Origin of the sequence: Streptomyces sp. NBC_00328 (assembly GCF_036139655.1) — a bacterium.
Taxonomy (GTDB): domain Bacteria; phylum Actinomycetota; class Actinomycetes; order Streptomycetales; family Streptomycetaceae; genus Streptomyces.
Map to the genome: position 1 here is coordinate 5662482 of NZ_CP108013.1, position 17996 is coordinate 5680477.

The 17996-nt window shown below is 70.7% G+C and carries 17 protein-coding genes and 1 pseudogene; 12 read left to right on the forward strand and 6 right to left on the reverse strand.

Annotated elements, in window-relative coordinates; translation table 11 throughout:
* Positions 1-7 precede the first annotated feature (7 nt).
* A complete protein-coding gene (locus OG485_RS24825) occupies positions 8-1465 on the reverse strand; it encodes an MFS transporter (RefSeq protein ID WP_328670765.1) in 1458 nt (485 codons plus the stop codon).
* Between the two features lie 180 nt (positions 1466-1645).
* On the opposite strand from OG485_RS24825, the gene OG485_RS24830 reads away from it, so the two are divergent.
* Positions 1646-2293 (forward strand): TetR/AcrR family transcriptional regulator, encoded by a 648-nt coding sequence (locus OG485_RS24830; RefSeq protein ID WP_328674615.1) that lies wholly within the window; start codon positions 1646-1648, stop codon positions 2291-2293.
* A 98-nt stretch (positions 2294-2391) separates the two neighbouring features.
* The gene (locus tag OG485_RS24835; protein ID WP_328670766.1) at positions 2392-3432 is read left to right on the forward strand and encodes a DMT family transporter; all 1041 of its coding nucleotides are present in this window, start codon (positions 2392-2394) and stop codon (positions 3430-3432) included.
* Here the strand turns inward: OG485_RS24835 and OG485_RS24840 are convergent.
* Positions 3317-4222: a LysR family transcriptional regulator gene (locus tag OG485_RS24840; protein ID WP_328670767.1), complete on the reverse strand. Its 906-nt coding sequence runs from the start codon at positions 4220-4222 to the stop codon at positions 3317-3319. The genes OG485_RS24835 and OG485_RS24840 overlap by 116 nt on opposite strands.
* A gap of 1 nt (position 4223) precedes the next feature.
* Positions 4224-4622: a PLD nuclease N-terminal domain-containing protein gene (locus OG485_RS24845; protein WP_328670768.1), complete on the reverse strand. Its 399-nt coding sequence runs from the start codon at positions 4620-4622 to the stop codon at positions 4224-4226.
* 89 nt (positions 4623-4711) lie between these two features.
* Here OG485_RS24845 and OG485_RS24850 point away from each other — a divergent pair, with 89 nt between their 5' ends.
* From OG485_RS24850 to OG485_RS24885, 8 genes and pseudogenes are all read left to right on the forward strand, one after another.
* A complete protein-coding gene (locus OG485_RS24850) occupies positions 4712-6163 on the forward strand; it encodes a menaquinone biosynthesis decarboxylase (protein ID WP_328670769.1) in 1452 nt (483 codons plus the stop codon).
* On the forward strand, positions 6160-7062 hold the full coding sequence (gene mqnP / locus OG485_RS24855; protein WP_328670770.1) for a menaquinone biosynthesis prenyltransferase MqnP: 903 nt from the start codon (positions 6160-6162) through the stop codon (positions 7060-7062). The genes OG485_RS24850 and mqnP overlap by 4 nt, the downstream gene beginning before the upstream one ends.
* Before the next feature lie 31 nt (positions 7063-7093).
* Positions 7094-7783 (forward strand): UbiX family flavin prenyltransferase, encoded by a 690-nt coding sequence (locus OG485_RS24860; RefSeq protein WP_328670771.1) that lies wholly within the window; start codon positions 7094-7096, stop codon positions 7781-7783.
* A 96-nt stretch (positions 7784-7879) separates the two neighbouring features.
* Entirely contained in the window at positions 7880-8335 is a 456-nt protein-coding gene (locus tag OG485_RS24865; RefSeq protein ID WP_266761447.1) for an Lrp/AsnC family transcriptional regulator, read from the forward strand.
* Between the two features lie 84 nt (positions 8336-8419).
* On the forward strand, positions 8420-9583 hold the full coding sequence (gene mqnE / locus OG485_RS24870) for an aminofutalosine synthase MqnE (RefSeq protein WP_326786220.1): 1164 nt from the start codon (positions 8420-8422) through the stop codon (positions 9581-9583).
* A 1-nt stretch (position 9584) separates the two neighbouring features.
* Positions 9585-10103, forward strand: a pseudogene (locus OG485_RS24875) (GNAT family N-acetyltransferase); the annotation flags it as partial.
* 121 nt (positions 10104-10224) lie between these two features.
* Entirely contained in the window at positions 10225-10530 is a 306-nt protein-coding gene (locus OG485_RS24880) for a DUF4229 domain-containing protein (protein ID WP_328670772.1), read from the forward strand.
* Between the two features lie 47 nt (positions 10531-10577).
* Positions 10578-11252 (forward strand): TetR/AcrR family transcriptional regulator, encoded by a 675-nt coding sequence (locus tag OG485_RS24885; protein ID WP_328670773.1) that lies wholly within the window; start codon positions 10578-10580, stop codon positions 11250-11252.
* A 39-nt stretch (positions 11253-11291) separates the two neighbouring features.
* Here the strand turns inward: OG485_RS24885 and OG485_RS24890 are convergent, their stop codons facing one another.
* Together OG485_RS24890 and OG485_RS24895 are read right to left on the reverse strand one after the other, a co-directional pair.
* Positions 11292-12584: a DUF6716 putative glycosyltransferase gene (locus OG485_RS24890; RefSeq protein WP_328670774.1), complete on the reverse strand. Its 1293-nt coding sequence runs from the start codon at positions 12582-12584 to the stop codon at positions 11292-11294.
* A gap of 216 nt (positions 12585-12800) precedes the next feature.
* Positions 12801-14006 carry a MaoC/PaaZ C-terminal domain-containing protein gene (locus OG485_RS24895; protein ID WP_328670775.1) on the reverse strand — a complete coding sequence of 402 codons (1206 nt, stop codon included), beginning with the start codon at positions 14004-14006 and terminating at the stop codon, positions 12801-12803.
* A gap of 494 nt (positions 14007-14500) precedes the next feature.
* Here OG485_RS24895 and OG485_RS24900 point away from each other — a divergent pair, with 494 nt between their 5' ends.
* Positions 14501-16405: an AMP-dependent synthetase/ligase gene (locus OG485_RS24900; protein WP_328670776.1), complete on the forward strand. Its 1905-nt coding sequence runs from the start codon at positions 14501-14503 to the stop codon at positions 16403-16405.
* Between the two features lie 147 nt (positions 16406-16552).
* Here OG485_RS24900 and OG485_RS24905 read toward each other — a convergent pair whose 3' ends face one another.
* Positions 16553-16756 carry a cold-shock protein gene (locus tag OG485_RS24905; protein WP_037627265.1) on the reverse strand — a complete coding sequence of 68 codons (204 nt, stop codon included), beginning with the start codon at positions 16754-16756 and terminating at the stop codon, positions 16553-16555.
* A gap of 343 nt (positions 16757-17099) precedes the next feature.
* On the opposite strand from OG485_RS24905, the gene OG485_RS24910 reads away from it, so the two are divergent.
* The gene (locus OG485_RS24910) at positions 17100-17948 is read left to right on the forward strand and encodes a menaquinone biosynthetic enzyme MqnA/MqnD family protein (protein ID WP_328449533.1); all 849 of its coding nucleotides are present in this window, start codon (positions 17100-17102) and stop codon (positions 17946-17948) included.
* Positions 17949-17996: the final 48 nt, after the last annotated feature.

Here is a 17996-nt window from a genome sequence, read left to right on the forward strand (position 1 = left end):
GGAGGTCTCAGGCGGGCTCTTCGGTGACGTGGGAGTCGGTGAGGGTGAGTGCGCCGCCGGCCGCGATCAGGCCGACGACGACCGCCAGCACGGCGTAGGTGATCCGCTCGCCGTGGAAGAACGACGCCACCAGGGAGTCGCTCCAGGTGCCCGCGGGCAGCCGGGTGGTGACCAGCGCGGCGATGAGGGTGCCGACCACGGCGGTGCCGATGCTGCTTCCGACCTCCTGGGCGGTGTCGTTGAGCGCCGTGCCGATCGACGTGCGGTTGCCCGGCATCGCGTCGACGAGCGCGATGGCGCAGATCGTCATGACGGTCCGCAGTCCGACGGTCATCACGACCATGCAGACCGCGATGGCGCCGTAGCCGCGGTCGACGCCCCAGGACAGGCCGGCCAGTGAGCCGGCCAGGCAGGCCGCGCCGACCAGGCAGGCGACGCGGTGGCCGAACCTTCCCGCGAGCCACTCGGACAGGGGGGTTGCGACGATCATGGTCACGATGATCGGCAGGTTCGCCAGGCCGGCCCGTACGGGGCTCCACCCGTAGGCGTACTGGAAGTGGAGGATCAGCCCGAACATCACGGCGGCCATCGCGATGGCCGTGCCGATCTGCGCGATGGCGGCGCCGCGGACGGTGCCGTCGGAGAAGAGGCGGAGGTCCAGCATCGGCGAGGCGCTGCGGTGCTCGTGCCACACGAACGCGATCCCCGCGATGACGGCACCGAGGACCGACGCGAGTGTGGTCGTGGAGAGCCAGCCGTGCTCGACGCCGCTGGTCAGCGAGTAGCAGGCGAGGCCGATGGCGGTGACGCTGAGGAAGGCGCCCGGCAGATCGAGCTTGTCGTGGGTCAGGTCCTCGGGCCGGTCGGCCGGGACGCCGAGACGGACGCCGATGGCCGCGATCAACGCGATCGGGGCGTTGACGACCAGGAGCCACTGCCACTGGAAGTGGGCCAGGGCGGTGCCGCCCAGCAGCGGGCCGAGGACGAAGCCGGACATGCCGACGACGATCATCAGGGTCATCGCGCGCATCCGCAGCGCCTTGTCGTCGAACAGCCGGAAGACCAGCGAGTTGGTGATGGGGGCCATCGCCGCCGCGGCGATGCCGAGGCCGGCCCGCAAGGTGATGAGCTGCCCCGCGGTGGTGACCGCGACGACGGCCAGGCTCAGCAGGCCGAACACCGCCAGGCCGGCCAGCAGCACACGTCGGCGCCCGAGCCGGTCGGCCATCGATCCCGCCGTCAGCAGCAGGCCGCCGAACGTCAGCGAGTACCCGCCGGTGACCCACTGCAGCGCGGTCGTGCTGCTGTCGAGGTCCCGGCCGATCGTGGGCAGCGCGATCGAGAGCAGTGTGTTGTCGACCATCTCGACGAAGAAGGCCAGGCAGAGCGCGGCCAGGGGAATCCACGCCGCGCGCAGGGACGGATAGGTGCGCGACGCGGCGGGCGCTATGGCGGTCGTGGTCATGGCGGGCCTCCTCTCGGAACGACGTTCGACTATGGAACGACGTTCGACAATGGAACGTTGTTCGAGAATAGAACGAGGTTCGATAATTGCGCAAGCTGTGATTGGATGGACGCCATGACAGGCCCGCGACCACGACCCGCCGATCGCCCTTCCCGGGGACGTCAACGGGCCTCACACTCCATCGAGGCCGTTCTCGGCGCGGCCGTGGCCCTGCTCGACGAGGCGGGCGAGCCGGCGCTGACCCTCCGCGCCCTCGCGACCCGGCTCGGCACCGGCGTCGGCAGCATCTACTGGTACGTCTCGGGCAAGGACGACCTGCTCGACCGCGCCATCGACCACGTACTCGGCGGGGTGCTGACCGCCGTCGAGGGGCAGACCGGCAGCGGCGACCCGATCGACGACCTGCGCGTGATGGCCGTCACGCTGTTCGACGCGATCGTGGACCGGCCGTGGCTGGGTCCGCACTTCATGCGCGGCACCGACGTCCAGGGCAACTCGTTGCGGCTCTACGAGAAGCTGGGACAGCAGACCCTTCGGCTCGACCTCACACCGCAGCAGCGGTTCTACGCCGTGTCGGCCATCGTGGGCGTCGTGGTCGGCAACGCCGCCGACCTGGGGCAGGAGCCGCCCCAGGAGGTGCTCGACGGCTACGTGGACCGCGACGAGTTCCTCGGTCGCTACACCGAGACGTGGCGTGCTCTCGACGCCGAGGAGTACCCGTTCGTGCGCGACATCGTCGACGAGTTCGACGGGCACGACGACAAGGAGCAGTTCCTCGCCGCGCTGGACCTGACCCTGGCGGGCCTCCGCCTCCAGGCCGGAGCCTGACCGCCTGCCCGTACGCATCGGCGGTGCCGATGGGGGCATCGGCAGGACGCCCCAGTGGGCCGTGGTCCGGCAGGGGGTCCCGCTCCTACCTTCGGCACATGACCTCAGCCACCGCAGTCGAGAACAAGGGCATCGCCCAGCTCACCGCCGCCATGATGCTCTCCGGCACCCTCGGCGTCTTCGTCGTCGAGTCCGGGGCATCGCCCTTCAATGTCGTGTTCTTCCGCGTCCTGTTCGGCGCGCTCGCCCTCGGCGGCTACGCGCTGGCCCGGGGCTACTTCCGGGGCCACGGCTTCACCCCGCGCACGCTCGGACTCGCCGCGCTCGGCGGGGTGTTCATCGTCTTCAACTGGGTCCTGCTCTTCCAGTCGTACGAGAACACCTCGATCTCCGTCGCGACCGTCGTCTACCACACGCAGCCGTTCTACGTGGTGCTGCTGGGCGCCCTGCTCTTCCGTGAACGGCTCACCGCCGCCAAGGTCGGCTGGATCGCCCTCGCCTTCGCCGGTCTCGTCCTCGTCTCGGGCGTCTCCCCGGCCGACTTCGCGAACGGCGGCTCGTACCTCACCGGCCTCGGGCAGGCACTCCTCGCCGCGCTCCTCTACGGGCTGTCCACCCTGGTCACCAAGCGCATCACGGGCGTACGGCCCCACCTCATCGCGCTCGTCCAGGTCCTCGTCGGCATCCCGCTGCTGCTCCCCTTCGCCGACTTCGGCGCGATGCGCGGGACCGGCGCGGACTGGGGCTGGCTGGTCGGGCTCGGAGTCGTCCACACCGGGCTGATGTACGTCCTGATGTACGCCGCGTACGCCAAGCTCCCGACCGCGAAGATCGCCGTGCTCGCCTTCACCTACCCGGCCGTCGCGATGGTCATGGACTGGGCGGTGTACGGCCACCACATCGGCCTCGTCCAGGCCCTCGGCGTCCCGCTGATCGTGACCGCCAGCCTGAAGGTGACGCTTCCCAGGAACACCGGGAGCGCCAGGAGCATCATGGCCCGCCGGATCGCCGAGGCCGCTTCGGTCACCCCCGCGGACCGGACTCCTCGGACACCAGTTGCCGGGCCCGCTCCACGAACAGCCGCGCATGGGACGGGAGCCGCTTCCCGGCTCGCCAGGCCAGTTGCGTCCAAAGCGTGAACGGCGGCTCCCAGTCCAGCCGTACGAGCTCGCCCCGCTCCAGTTCCGCGGCGACCGTCACCTCGGGAAGCAACGCGATCCCGAGGCCGGCCGCCGCGGCCCGTTTGGTCGCCTCGATCGTGCCGAACTCCGTGAAGTCGACGGGAGAAGCCTCCGGGGCAAGGGAGTTGAGCTCCCGCTCGAACAAGTCCCGGTAGGCGCAGCCGGGTTCGGTGGCGAGCAGGGAGTGGCCGGTGAGGTCGGCGGTGGCCGGTGCCGTGCCGGCGAGCGGATCGCCGGGTGCGGCGACCAGCGCGAGGGGTTCCTCCGCGAGCACCGCGACCTCCAGACCCGCGTGCTCGGTCTCCGCCTCCATCAGGAAGCCGACGTCGTACGTGCCCTGGCGCAGTGCCTGACGGGTCTCGTCGCCGATGGTCGTGCGCAGCGACAGCCGCACCCGGGGGTGGCGGTGGTGGAAGAACTCCAGGAGCGGCAGCAGCCGGTACGACGTGAGGGACTCCATCGTGCCGACCGTGAGGGTGCCGGAGGGCTCCTCGGCGCCGACGACCGCGGCCCGCGCCTCCTCCGTCAGCTCGATGATCTGCCGGGCGTAGGGCAGCAGCCGTTCGCCCGCCTCGGTCAGCCGGATCCTGCTGCCCAGCCGGTCGAAGAGCTCCGTACCGAGCGAGGTCTCCAGGGCGCGGATCTGGCCGGTCACACTGGACTGCGCGTACGCCAGCTCGGCCGCGGCCCGGGTGAAGCTCAGGACGGTCGCGACCTTCTCGAAGGTCACCAGCAGGCGCAGTTCCACGTCAGGACTCTTCGTCGGACCTGGTCTGCTCCTCGCGCCGCTTCAGTTCCTCCTCGCGGCGCCGCAGGTCGGCCTCCCAGTCCTTCAGGAGGGACTCGTCCTTGCGGTTCTCGGCCTTGAGCGAATTGAGGAACTCGGGGTTGTCGTCGGGCGCGACGAACTGCGTGCGGTGGTTGCGGTGCCACTCGGAGGGCGTGGAGCCGCCTGCCGGACCCCGGCGGTTGCGGCCCGCGACCAGCCAGGCGACCGGACCGACCAGCACCTCGCCGAAGAGCAGGATGATGATGACCCAGATGACCTTGGGCAGGCCTCTGACCTCCTCCTCCGGCGTGTTCAGGCAGTCGACGAAGGCGTAGATCCACAGCGCCAGGACCAGCAGGAAGGGCAGATACCTGAGCATGGCCGAACGATCCCCCAGTGAGCGGCGGCGGGGCGGCACGGGCCCCCCGGTGACGGGCACAGGGTAGCGGGTGGCCGATACTTGGACACATGGCTTACGACGATCTTCGCTCCCTGCTGAGGGCGCTGGAGCGCGAGGGAGACCTCAAGCGCATCAAGGCCGAGGTGGATCCGTACCTGGAGGTCGGGGAGATCGTCGACCGGGTGCAGAAGGCGGGCGGCCCCGCGCTGCTCTTCGAGAACGTGCGCGGGTCGGCGATGCCGCTCGCGATGAACGTCTTCGGCACCGACCGGCGACTGCTGAAGGCCCTTGGCCTGAAGTCGTACGCCGAGATCTCCGAGAAGATCGGCGGACTGCTCCGGCCGGAGCTGCCGCACGGCTTCGTGGGAGTGCGCGAGGCCTTCGGGAAGCTCGGCGCGATGGCGCACGTTCCGCCGAAGAAGGTCAAGGACGCGCCGGTGCAGGAAGTGGTGCTGCGCGGCGAGGACGTCGACCTCGACGCCCTGCCCGCCCTGTTCACCTGGCCCGACGACGGCGGCTCCTTCTTCAACCTGGGCCTCACCCACACCAAGGACCCCGAGTCCGGCATCCGCAACCTCGGTCTGTACCGGCTCCAGCGGCACGACAAGCGCACCATCGGCATGCACTGGCAGATCCACAAGGACAGCCGGAACCACTACCAGGTCGCGGCCCGCCGGGGCGAACGGCTGCCCGTGGCGATCGCCTTCGGCTGCCCGCCCGCCGTGACGTACGCCTCCACCGCCCCGCTGCCCGGTGACATCGACGAGTACCTCTTCGCCGGGTTCATCCAGGGCAAGCGGATCGAGATGGTCGACTGCAAGACCGTTCCGCTCCAGGTGCCCGCGAACGCCGAGGTCGTCCTGGAGGGCTGGCTGGAGCCGGGCGAGACGCTGCCCGAGGGGCCGTTCGGCGACCACACCGGGTTCTACACCCCGCAGGAGCCGTTCCCGGCGCTGACCATCGACTGCGTGACGATGCGCAGGCGGCCGCTGCTCCAGTCCATCGTGGTCGGGCGGCCCCCGACGGAGGACGGGCCCCTCGGCCGGGCGACGGAGCGGTTCTTCCTCCCCCTGCTGAAGATCATCGTGCCGGACATCGTGGACTACCACCTGCCGGAGGCGGGCGGTTTCCACAACTGCGCGATCGTCTCGATCGACAAGAAGTACCCCAAGCACGCCCAGAAGGTGATGCACGCCGTCTGGGGCGCCCACATGATGTCCCTGACGAAGCTCATCGTGGTCGTCGACGCGGACTGCGACGTCCACGATCTGCACGAGGTGGCCTGGCGCGCGCTCGGCAACACGGACTACGCACGTGACCTCACCGTCGTCGAAGGCCCGGTCGACCACCTCGACCACGCCTCCTACCAGCAGTTCTGGGGCGGCAAGGCGGGCATCGACGCGACGAAGAAGTGGCCCGAGGAGGGCTACACCCGGGACGGCGGCTGGCCCGAGATGGTGCTGTCCGACCCGCAGATGGCGGCGAAGGTCGACCGCCGTTGGAAGGAGTACGGGCTGTGAGTTCAGCTTCCGCGGCGCTTCCGCAGCCGGGCCGCACCAAGGCGTTCCTGCGCCTCGTCATGATCGAGCACTCGGTGTTCGCGCTGCCCTTCGCGTACATCGCCGCGCTGACGGCGATGTTCGAGGTCGACCAGAACATCCACTGGGCGAAGCTGCTCCTGGTCACCGTCGCGATGGTGGGCCTGCGCACCTTCGCCATGGCGGCGAACCGGATCATCGACCGCGAGATCGACGCCCGCAACCCCCGTACGGCCCATCGTGAACTGGTCACCGGCGCGATGAGCGTGAAGCACGCCTGGACGGGCGCGCTGGTCGCCCTGGTCGTCTTCCTCGGCGCCGCGGCCCTGCTCAACCCGCTGTGTCTCGCGCTCGCGCCCATCGCGGTCATCCCCATGGTCGTCTACCCGTACGGCAAGCGGTTCACGAACTTCCCGCAGGCCATCCTGGGTCTCGCCCAGGCGATGGGCCCGGTCGGCGCCTGGATCGCCGTCACCGGCACCTGGTCCTGGGACGCGGTCGTCCTCGGCCTCGCGGTCGGCGTCTGGATCGGCGGCTTCGACCTGATCTACGCCTGCCAGGACGTCGAGACCGACCGGGAGATCGGCGTGATGTCGGTCCCGGCGCGCTTCGGCATCCCGGCCGCCATCCGCGGCGCGCGCGGCTGCCACGCGGTGACGACGGCGCTGTTCGTCTGGTACGGGGTGGCCACCGGCGCCGGCGCCTTCTTCTGGCTGGGCCTGGTGATCGTCGCGGGTGCCTTCCTCTACGAGCACTCCATCGTGAAGCCGCACGACCTCAGCCGTCTGAACAGGGCGTTCTTCCAGGTCAACGGCTTCATCGGGATCGCCCTGTTCGTGTGCGCCCTGCTCGACCTGCTGGTGCGCGGGCTGACGGTCTGACCATGGGCGGTGGCCGGATAGGCTCGACATCATGAAGCCAGGACAGACGCAGCGCCGGCCTTGGATCGTGGGGGTCTCCGGCGCGTCCGGTACGCCGTACGCGGCCGCGGTGCTGCGTTCGCTGCTGGAAGCGGGGGAGAGCGTCGACCTGGTCGTCAGCAGGGCCTCACGGCTCACGCTGCTCGACGAGACCGGCCTCCCGTTCCGCGACGCCCACTGGCGGGGCGACCTTCGCGCGTGGCTGGAACGGGGCGCCGACGGCAAGCCCGGCACCTTCGACGTCCCCGAGGAACATCTCGACGGCGTACGGCACTGGAGCGCCGGCGACCTGGCGGCGGGCCCCTCGTCCGGCTCGTACCCGGCCAAGGGCATGCTGATCGTGCCCGCGTCCACCGCCTGCGTGGCCGGAGTCGCCCTCGGTCTCTCCAAGGACCTGCTGCAACGGGCCGCGAGTGTCACCCTCAAGGAGGGGCGCAAGCTGGTCGTCGCCGTGCGGGAGACCCCGCTGAACGGGCAGACACTGCGTCACCTGGTCTCCCTGGACGACGCGGGCGCCACCGTGCTGCCCGCCTCGCCGGCGTTCTACGCGGGAGCCACGCACATCCAGGACCTGGTGGACTTCGTCGCCGGACGGGCCCTCGACGCGGCGGGCGTCGAACACGGCCTCTACCGCCGGTGGAAGGGCGAACTCGGGAGCGGTTCCCGGGACGCCACCACCTGACCTCGCAGGACTTTCAAGACCTCTCAAGACCTCTCGAACTCTCACGACCGAACTCTCACGACTTCTCAGACCTTTTCAGCGGAAGGCTTCGATCGCATGGACGCGGTGGACAGGCAGCTCATCCAGGCCCTGAGGGAGAACGGCCGGGCCTCCTACGCGGAGCTGGGGCGTCTCGTCGGACTGTCGGGACCCAGTGTCACCGACCGCATCAACCGGCTGGAGGCGGCCGGCGTCATCACCGGATACCGCGCGACGGTCGACTCGGCCTCGCTCGGTCTCGGCGTCACCGCCCTGATCGGCATCTCGCTCTCCGACGCCGCCGACCACGAGGACGTGGCCCGGCGGCTGCGCGACCTCAGCGAGATCGAGGACTGCTGGTTCATCGCGGGCGACGACTCGTTCATGCTCAAGGTGCGCTCCAGCGACGTCGACGGACTGGAGAAGACCATCCGGCGGCTGTCCGGGACCAAGGGCGTCTCCCGCACCCGTACGACGATCGTGCTCTCCACGAAGTGGGAGAACCGGGTCGGAGAGCTGCCCGAGGAGGAGTAGGCGCGAACCCCCTGGTGGGGGCCCTTCGCCGGAAAGGCGGGGGAGTACGGTTGGCAGCGTTTCGTCACAGGGAGAGGTAATCGCATGGATGTCGGGCTCAAGCGCGAGCTGGAGGACAAGGTCCGGGCCGGTGAGCGGCTCAGCCGCGAGGACGGCATCGCGCTGTACGAGTCGGACGACCTGGCCTGGCTCGGAGGGCTCGCGCACGAGGTGCGCACGCGGAAGAACGGCGACGTCGTCCACTTCAACGTCAACCGTCACCTCAACATGACGAACGTGTGCACCGCGTCCTGCGCGTACTGCTCGTTCCAGCGCAAGCCGGGCGAGAAGGACGCGTACACGATGCGCATCGAGGAGGCCGTCCGCCTCGCCAAGTCGATGGAGGGCGAGAACCTCACCGAGCTGCACATCGTCAACGGCCTGCACCCGAGCCTGCCCTGGCGCTACTACCCGCGCTCGCTCAGCGAACTGAAGAAGGCCCTGCCGGACGTCTCGCTGAAGGCGTTCACGGCCACCGAGATCCACCACTTCGAGACCATCTCCGGGCTGTCGGCCTCGGAGATCCTCGACGAGCTGATCGAGGCCGGTCTGGAGTCGCTGACCGGCGGCGGCGCGGAGATCTTCGACTGGGAGGTCCGCCAGCACATCGTCGACCACCGCACCCACTGGGAGGACTGGTCGCGCATCCACCGCCTCGCGCACGAGAAGGGTCTCAAGACCCCGTGCACGATGCTCTACGGGCACATCGAGGAGCCCCGTCACCGGGTCGACCACGTGCTCAGGCTGCGTGAGCTCCAGGACGAGACCGGCGGCTTCCAGGTCTTCATCCCGCTGCGCTACCAGCACGACTTCGTGGACATGAAGGACGGCAAGGTCAGGAACCGCCTCCAGGCGCGCACCCAGATGGCGACCGGCGCCGAGGCGCTGAAGACCTTCGCCGTCTCCCGGCTGCTCTTCGACAACGTCCCGCACGTCAAGGTCTTCTGGGTCATGCACGGAGTCCAGACCGCCCAGCTCGCGCTCCAGCACGGCGCCGACGACATGGACGGCTCGGTCGTCGAGTACAAGATCACGCACGACGCGGACAACTACGGCACGCCGAACAAGCTCACCCGCGAGGACCTGCTGGACCTCATCCGGGACGCGGGCTTCCGCCCGGTGGAGCGCAACACGCGCTACGAGATCATCCGCGAGTACGAGGGACCGGACGCGGAGCGCCGCGAGTCGCCGCAGGCCATGCGGGTCTGACGTGGCGCTGGTCTTCGAACTGGACCCGGCGGTCACCCCTGCCCTGCGGGACGGGGTGGTCGCCCTGTGGGTGGACGTCTCGAACGCGGGCGGCTCCGTCGGCTTCGTCCCGCCGGTGGCCGCCGGCGACGTACGCCCCGAACTCGTGAAGCACTTCGTCGCCATGGCGGAGGGCCGCACCCGGCTGCTGGTCGGCCGGGACGAGGAGGGCGGCGTCGCCGCGACCGCCTTCCTCACGCACAACACCCACCGGCTGATGCGGCACTGGGTCTGGCTGTACACCGTGATGGTGCACCCGCGGCACCAGGGCAAGGGCTACGGCCGGGACCTGCTCGCCGCCGCCGAGGAGGCCGCGGGCCGCCTCGACGGCATCGAGGCGATACGGCTGACCTGCCGGGGCGGCGAGGGCCTCGAACGCTTCTACTCCTCCTGCGGTTACAAGGAGGTCGGGCGGGTGCCGGCCGCGATCCGCGTCGCGCCCGGCGACGAACGGGACGACATCACGATGCTGCTTCCCCTCCCGCGCCGCGCCTGGCCACCCTCCCGCTCCGTGACCGAGGACCCCCTGCAAGATCGCTGTTCCGGCGTGCTTCACTGGACAGGGTCCTTTGGGAACGTTCGGAACGGAAGAGTGGATTGAGATGCTCCGCTACACACTGATGCGCCTCGGTATCTTCGTGGGCTGCCTCGTGGTCGTCTGGGGCCTCGTCTACTCGGGCATCGCCCCGCGCGGCCTCGGCGACTCCAACTACATGTGGGTCGTCCTGCTGGCCCTGGTGATCTCCGCGCCGATCAGCTTCGTCGTCCTGCGCGGCGCGCGCGACCGCGCCTCGGCCGAGGTCGTCGCGCGCGTGGACCGCGCCCGGGCGAACCTGGACCGCAACCGCAGCCAGGAGGACGCCCTCCTGGACGAGACCGCCCAGGGCACCCCGAACCAGGCGTCCTGAAACCTCTGTGCGTCCGGCTGCCCGGCGGTCCCTCGTAGGCTGGGCGCATGGGTGCTGTGAAGAGCAAGCGGATGCCGCGTGCGGTACGCGAACAGCAGATGCTGGACGCGGCTGTACGGACCTTCGGGCAGCGTGGGTACCGCGCCGCGTCGATGGACGAGATCGCCGAACTGGCGGGCGTGTCCAAGCCGTTGGTGTACCTGTACCTGAACTCGAAGGAAGACCTGTTCACCGCGTGCATCCGGCGTGAGGCCAAGGCGCTGACGGTGGCGGTCCGCGCCGGAGTCCGTCCCGAACTGCCCGCCGACCGGCAACTCTGGGAAGGGCTGCGGGCGTTCTTCACCCACACCGCCGAGAACCCGGACGGCTGGGCGGTCCTGCACCTCCAGGCACGTACGCACGGCGAGCCCTTCGCCGCCGAGGTCTTCGCGATGCGCGAGGAACTGGTCCACTTCGTCACGCAGTTGATCGTCGTCGCCGCACGCGAGGCACACCGTGACCCGTCGCTGCCCGCACGCGAGGTCGCCGGGCTCGCGGAGGCACTGGTCGGCGCCGCCGAGTCGATGGCCGCGTGGGCCAACGCCACCCCCGGCGTCTCGGCCCGGCAGGCCGCCGCCACCCTGATGAACTTCGCCTGGACGGGACTCGGCACCCTCATGCAGGGCCGGCCCTGGTCCCCGCCGGCCACGGGGATCCCGTCCCAGACCGCCGCGGAGACCTGACACCCCGGGCCGGGCGGTACCCGTCCGTGCCGGGCGGGGTCAGCTCTGGCCCCAGCGGCGCAGCGCGGGGGCGACCCGCTCCCGGCCCACGCGGTAGAGCGACTTGGCGCTGCCGCGCGCGGCCCGGCGGATCACCGTCCGCAGCGGTCCCGCTTCGCTCCCGGCCGGCGCGAGCGCCGACGGCCTGCCCTTGTCGTCGAGGCCGTTGCGCTCCAGGATGCCGCCGAGATACGCCCCCGCCCGCTGCGGCGAGTAGTACGGCCGCAGCGTCGGCAGCCGCCCCGCCGCTTCCAGCGCGGCGACGCGGGCACGGGCGGCGGCGTACGGATCGCTCATGCCGACGCCCTGCCGTGCCGCCCAGGCCGGGTCGACACGGGGCGCCGCGCCCGCGTCCAGGTCGTCCCAGGAGGCGAGGCAGCCCGAGTGCACGAAGTAGTGGTTGCCGTGTGCCTCGCGGACCCCGAAGTCGGTGAGGATCGCGGTCGGGATGCCGCGGTGCATCGACTCCAGGGCGGCCGTGGAGCTGACCGTCACCAACAGGTCGGTGCGGTCCAGGACTTCGCCCATGTTGCCGTAGACGAGACGCAGGTTGGCCGGGGCCGGCCCGGCCATCTTCTCGACGAGGAGCTGGTACGGATCGGCCTCGACGTGCGTGGTGTGCTCGCCCGGCAGACTGCGCAGCTTCATCAGCACCAGCCGGTCGGGATGCCGTCGCGCGTGGGCCGCCGCCCGCTCCAGCAGCTGGAGCCGGGACGCCCGGCCCTTGGGCACCGACGGCTGGACGGCGAAGGTGAGCGTGAAGGGCCGTTCCGCGGACGGCGCGTACGGCTCCCCGCCGAGGAAGGGCAGGGCGCACTCCACGACCGAGCCGGGGTCGACGCCGACGCTCGCGAACGCGGCACGGAAACGGTCGGCGTCGTACCCGCTGTTGGCGAGGACGAGGTCGGTGCCGGCCCGGGTCATCAGCCCGTCGACCATCTTCTCGTACACGACCCCGACATATCCCGTGACCGTGACCGGCCGCCGCTCCCGCCCCTGCCAGGCGATGCCCAGGCCGTGGGTGAGCGCGAGGGTCGTTCCTCCCGCGGTGGCCAGGACGAGCACGTCGGCGGCGGCGAGCTCCTGGTCGTCGACCAGTTCGGCGACCGTGACGTCGCGCCGGGTGTCCGGCACGATCCCGATCTCCGTGAGCTGGCGCTCCGTCGGGGTGGCCCGGGTGCGCAGGAAGAGCGCGTCGAGGGCGTGCCCGGGGGCGATCTGCCGGGCGACGGACGCGCCCCACTTCCAGCGGGTGTCGGAGTCGGCGATGACGGCGATACGTCTGGGGGGCATGGTTCGGGAGCCTTTCCTGGCGGCGGCCGGGGGTGGACCGAGGCTAGGAACGCTGTCTGAGGACGGGATGAGGGGCTGCTTGACGGCGCCTTGGCGCGCTGGGTGAACACTGTGAGAGCTTTCTCGGCAAAGCTGTCCCACCTGGGAGTTGTCGGCGGCGGGAGTGCGCGGCGGGTGTCTTCCGTCATGCGGTGTTCGCCCGAAGTTCATTCCGTCTCACGCGCGCGGTGGCCGTACGTCGCCGGTCAGATGCAGCCGCCCGCCCGAGCGGAGCTCGAACGACGTCCCTCGCGCGGCGTACGTCACCGCCCCGGGCAGCAGTACCGGCGCCCTGAACTCGGCCCGCACCTCAGCCGGTTGCCCCGGCCCGTACTCGGCGAGGCAGCGGGCTACCGTCCACATGCCGTGCGCGATGGCACGGGGGAAGCCGAAGAGGCGGGCGGTGAGAGGGTGCAGGTGGATGGGGTTGCGGTCGCCGGAGACGGCGCCGTAGCGGCGGCCGACGTCCGGGGCGAGGCGCCACTCGGCGAGGGCGGGCAGCGGCTCGGAGCCCTGTCGGCCCCCCAGCCCCTCGGGCCGCTCCCGGCCCCCGCCCCGGCCCCCGCCCAGGTCCCCGCCCCGGTCCAGGTCCCGGTCCAGGTCCCGATCCTCGCCCCGCTTCCGCTCCTCGTCCCAGTCCCGCTCCCCGTCCCGCTCCCGCTCTAGGTCCCGGTCCCGCTCCCGCTCCCGCTCCCAGTCCTGGTCCCGGTCCTGGTCCCGCTCCCGCTCTAGGTCCCGATCCTCGCCCCGCTCTCGCTCCCGGTCCCGACCCAGGCCCCGCTCCCGGTCCAGGTCCAGGCCCCGGTTCCGGTCCAGGTCCAGGTTCAGGTCCCGGTCGTGCCCGTGGTTCCGGTCGGGGTTCTTGTCCGGGTTTCGGGGTGTGTGCCGGGCGAGGTAGGTGCTCCTCGACTCCCATACGAGCCGGCCGTGGACCCTCGCCTCGGTCAGCACGGTCGCCTCCGTGCCCCTGCGGTGCGGCGCCAGCTTCTCCACCAGCACCGCGAGTTCGTACTCCGCGCTCGGGGCGCACTCCTGGCGTGCGGTGATCTCGATCGAGGTGTGCACGAGCCCGAGCAGCGGAAGCGGGAACGCGCGCCCCGCGAGGATCCGCATGGCCAGCGGAAAGGCGAGCACATGCGGATACGTGACCGGAAGGGCGTCGGCGCCGGTCGGGAACCCGCACACCCGCTCGTACGCGGCGAGGTGGGCGAGGTCGATCCGCACGCCGGGGAGGACGAACCGGGTGGCGGGGACGGGAGCGTCCGGGCGGGGCCGCTTGAAGGGGGAGAGCAGGGCGCCGCGGGCCAGCAGCGGGACGAGCGAGGGGGGAGCGGCGAGGGTGCGGGTCCCCGGCTCGGGGCGGACGGGAGGCTGAACGCGCATCGGAGTCTCCAGGCGGGCGGAAAGGTGCGGCTCTCGGCGGGCGGGGCGGCGCGGGGTTCGGCGAGCGGGATTGTCCGGCGTGGGGGCGGGCATGAGGTGACTCTGGAGTAAGTTACCGAGGGTAAGGCTATGTCGGGGAGGGGGCGGGGGTCGAGTGGACTGCGGCGGCCTCCTGGAGGCGGGGCGTTCGGGGGCGGGCCGCGAAGGCTTCGGCGTATCGCCGCCGGGTGCTCCGGCGCCGAGGTCACCAGGGCGTTCGGCGTCGTCGGCCGCGGGGCCGAAAAGGGCACAGCTACCCCGGGTAACCCGCACCTGGCCTGCGGCAAAGCGTCACAAACCCCACACTTCGGCGCCGTAGGATCCCCGTCTCACCGGGTAGCAGAGACCCCTGAGCCCCACTCCCCACGGCCGTACGAGGATTCGCGCCCCGCGCTCCTCCGAGCCCGCACACGCCTTGCACCCGCCCCGGCCTCCGGCCGACAAGGAGCCGCCCCGTGTCCAGCCCGTACTCCCCCGACTCCGCCCCGCCGCTCCCGGAGCCCGAGATCAGGCGGCTGGACGGTGTCGTGCGCGAGGTCTCGGTGCCGCCGATCGCGGGCCAGGTGACGCACGGCTCCCTCGCGGACATCCCGTTCGACAACGCGGCCGCCGCCCCGCTGGAGCCGGTCCTCAGCCGGAAGACCCCGGACGGCGAGGGCTGGACGGACGTGACCGCCGCCGAGTTCGCCGAGCAGGTCCTGGCGGTGGCCAAGGGGCTGATCGCGGAGGGGCTGGTGCCGGGCGACCGGATCGCCATCATGGCCCGGACGACGTACGAGTGGACGCTCCTCGACTTCGCCGCCTGGGCCGCGGGCCTGGTCACCGTGCCGGTGTACCCGACCTCCTCCGTCTTCCAGACCCGCTGGATCCTCCAGGACTCGGGAGCCGTCGCGCTCGCCGTGGAGTCCGTGGCGCAGGCCGCCGCGCTCGGCCCCGAGCGCGGACACATCCCCGACCTGCGGCACATGTGGATCTTCGAGAAGGGCCATGTGGAGCGTCTCGCGGAGCTCGGCCGCGATGTCCCGGACCAGGAAGTGGCCGTACGGCGCGGGGTGCTGGGCCCGGACACGCTCGCCACCCTCATCTACACCTCGGGCACCACCGGCCGCCCCAAGGGCTGCGTCCTGACCCACGGCAACTTCTTCGCCGAGGTCGACAACGCCGTCGAACTGCTCTACCCGATCTTCAAGGCCCGCACCCGGGATCCCGCCTCCACCCTTCTCTTCCTCCCCCTCTCGCACGTCTTCGGCCGCATGGTGGCCGTGGCCTGTCTGCGCGCGCGGGTCAGACTCGGCCACGCCCCGAGCCTCCAGACCGAGGAACTCCTCGCGGACCTGGCCTCGTTCAAGCCGACCTTCCTGCTCGCCATCCCGTACGTCCTGGAGAAGGTCTTCAACACCGGCCGCGCCACGGCGGAACGGATGGGCCGCGGTTCGTCCTTCGACCGGGCGGCCCGGATCGCCCAGAAGTACGGCGAGGCCGTCGAGGCCGAACAGCACGGCACCGGTCCTGGCCCGGGCCGGGGCCTGCGCGCGGCCCGGGCCCTCTACGACCCCCTGGTCTACCGGCGTATCCGCAACGCCCTCGGCGGCAGGGTCCGGCACGCCATCTGCGGCGGGTCCCCGCTCGGCCGCCGGCTCGCCGCCTTCTACGCGGGAGCAGGCATCGAGATCTTCGAGGGGTACGGCCTCACGGAGACCACGGCCGCCGCGACCGTCACACCTCCGCAGAAACCGCGCCTCGGCACGGTGGGCCGGCCCCTGCCGGGCACCCGGGTACGGATCGCCGCCGACGGGGAGGTGCTGCTGTGCGGCGCGCAGGTCTTCCGCGGCTACTGGGACCCGCACGCGGGCGGTGTCGTCGACGCGGCCCCGGACGGCTGGTTCGCGACCGGCGACATCGGCGAACTGGACGACGGCGGCTACCTCGCCATCACCGGCCGCAAGAAGGAGATCCTGATCACCGCGGGCGGCAAGAACGTCGCCCCGGCGCCCCTTCAGGACTGGCTGCGCGCCCATCCGCTGATCGCCCAGTGCATCGTCCTGGGGGACCGCCGCCCGTTCGTCTCCGCCCTCATCACCCTCGACCCCGAGGGCATCGCCCACTGGCGCCGGATGAACGGCAAGCACCCGGTTCCCCCGGAACTCGTCATGGACGACCCGGAGCTGCTGGCCATCCTGCAGCGCGCCGTCGACGAGGCCAACCGGCTCGTCTCGCGCCCCGAATCCATCCGCCGCTTCATCGTCCTGCCCGTCGACTTCACCGAGGAGGCCGGCCACCTCACCCCCTCGATGAAGCTGCGGCGCACGGCGATCGAGAAGGACTTCAGCAGGGAGATAGAGGCCCTGTACGCGACGTAGTCCCCGGGCGGGCCGGCGGAATCCCCGGGCGGGGACGGCGTGGTCCCCGGGCGGAAAAGGCAGGAGCCCCGCGACCGGCTGGCGCGGGGCTCCTTGGGTACTGCTATCCGTTCCGGATCAAAGCATTGGGCTCATGGAGCCGAAGGCTTAGAGCGGAGTGACGTTCTCCGCCTGCGGGCCCTTCGGACCCTGCGTGACGTCGAAGGAAACCGACTGGTTCTCTTCGAGCGAACGGAAACCGTTCGCGTTGATCGCGGAGTAGTGGACGAAGACGTCCGGGCCGCCGCCTTCCTGGGCAATGAAACCAAAGCCCTTTTCGGCGTTGAACCACTTCACGGTTCCGGTAGCCATAAGCCCTCCTTGGGCCCAAAGGGTTGCCCTGCTCCAGAACCTGCGATTGTGTAAACAACTGCATACGTCTGAAAACGACGAGAGCCCGCGGTCACATGCTCCGCAGGCTCTGTACTGCAAGGGAAACCAAACTGCAACTTGCGGCGAGCCTAGCACGCAGGCAGCCGAAAGCAATAGAGGGAAAGATCACGTCATCCGGACGGGTGTCCACATGGGGTCAGGGGCCTGACGTGCGTTGACTTCGAGGTGTCACAACAGTTGACACGGGGAGTCGGGATGGTTTCCACCAGCACACGCCGACCCTGAGACCTGCGCGCCGACGCATGGGGTCTAGCCTCACGATGTGGACAATTCTCGCACCCGGCCGCGCGTCGGCCACATCCAGTTCCTGAACTGCCTGCCCCTGTACTGGGGGCTCGCGAGAACGGGCACGCTCCTCGACTTCGAGCTCACCAAGGACACCCCCGAGAAGCTCAGCGAGAAGCTGGTGCGAGGGGATCTCGACATCGGGCCCATCACGCTCGTCGAGTTCCTCAAGCACGCCGACGACCTTGTCGCCTTTCCGGACATCGCGGTCGGCTGCGACGGCCCCGTGATGTCCTGCGTGATCGTCTCGCAGGTTCCCCTCGACCAGCTCGACGGTGCCCGCGTCGCCCTCGGCTCGACCTCGCGCACCTCCGTGCGGCTCGCCCAGCTCCTGCTGGCCGAGAAGGTCGGGGTCCAGCCCTCGTACTACACGTGCCCGCCCGATCTGAGCCTGATGATGCAGGAGGCCGACGCCGCCGTCCTCATCGGCGACGCGGCGCTGCGCGCCAACCTGCTCGACGGACCGAAGTTCGGGCTCCAGGTGCACGACCTCGGCGCGCTGTGGAAGGAATGGACGGGCCTGCCGTTCGTCTTCGCCGTGTGGGCGGCCCGGCGCGACTACCTGGAGCGCGAACCGCTCGTCACCCGCAAGGTGCACCAGGCATTCCTCTCCTCCCGCGACCTCTCCCTCGACGAGGTCTCCAAGGTCGCCGAGCAGGCGGCCCGGTGGGAGGCGTTCGACCAGTCCGTCCTGGAGCAGTACTTCACTACGCTCGACTTCCGCTTCGGCGGCCCGCAGCTGGAGGCCGTACGGGAGTTCGCGCGCCGGGTCGGCTCGACCACCGGGTTCCCGGAGGACGTGAGCGTACGGCTCCTCCAGCCGTGAGGCGCCGATAGTCGGGCGGCTCCGGGCGCGCACGGCACTACGCTGCTG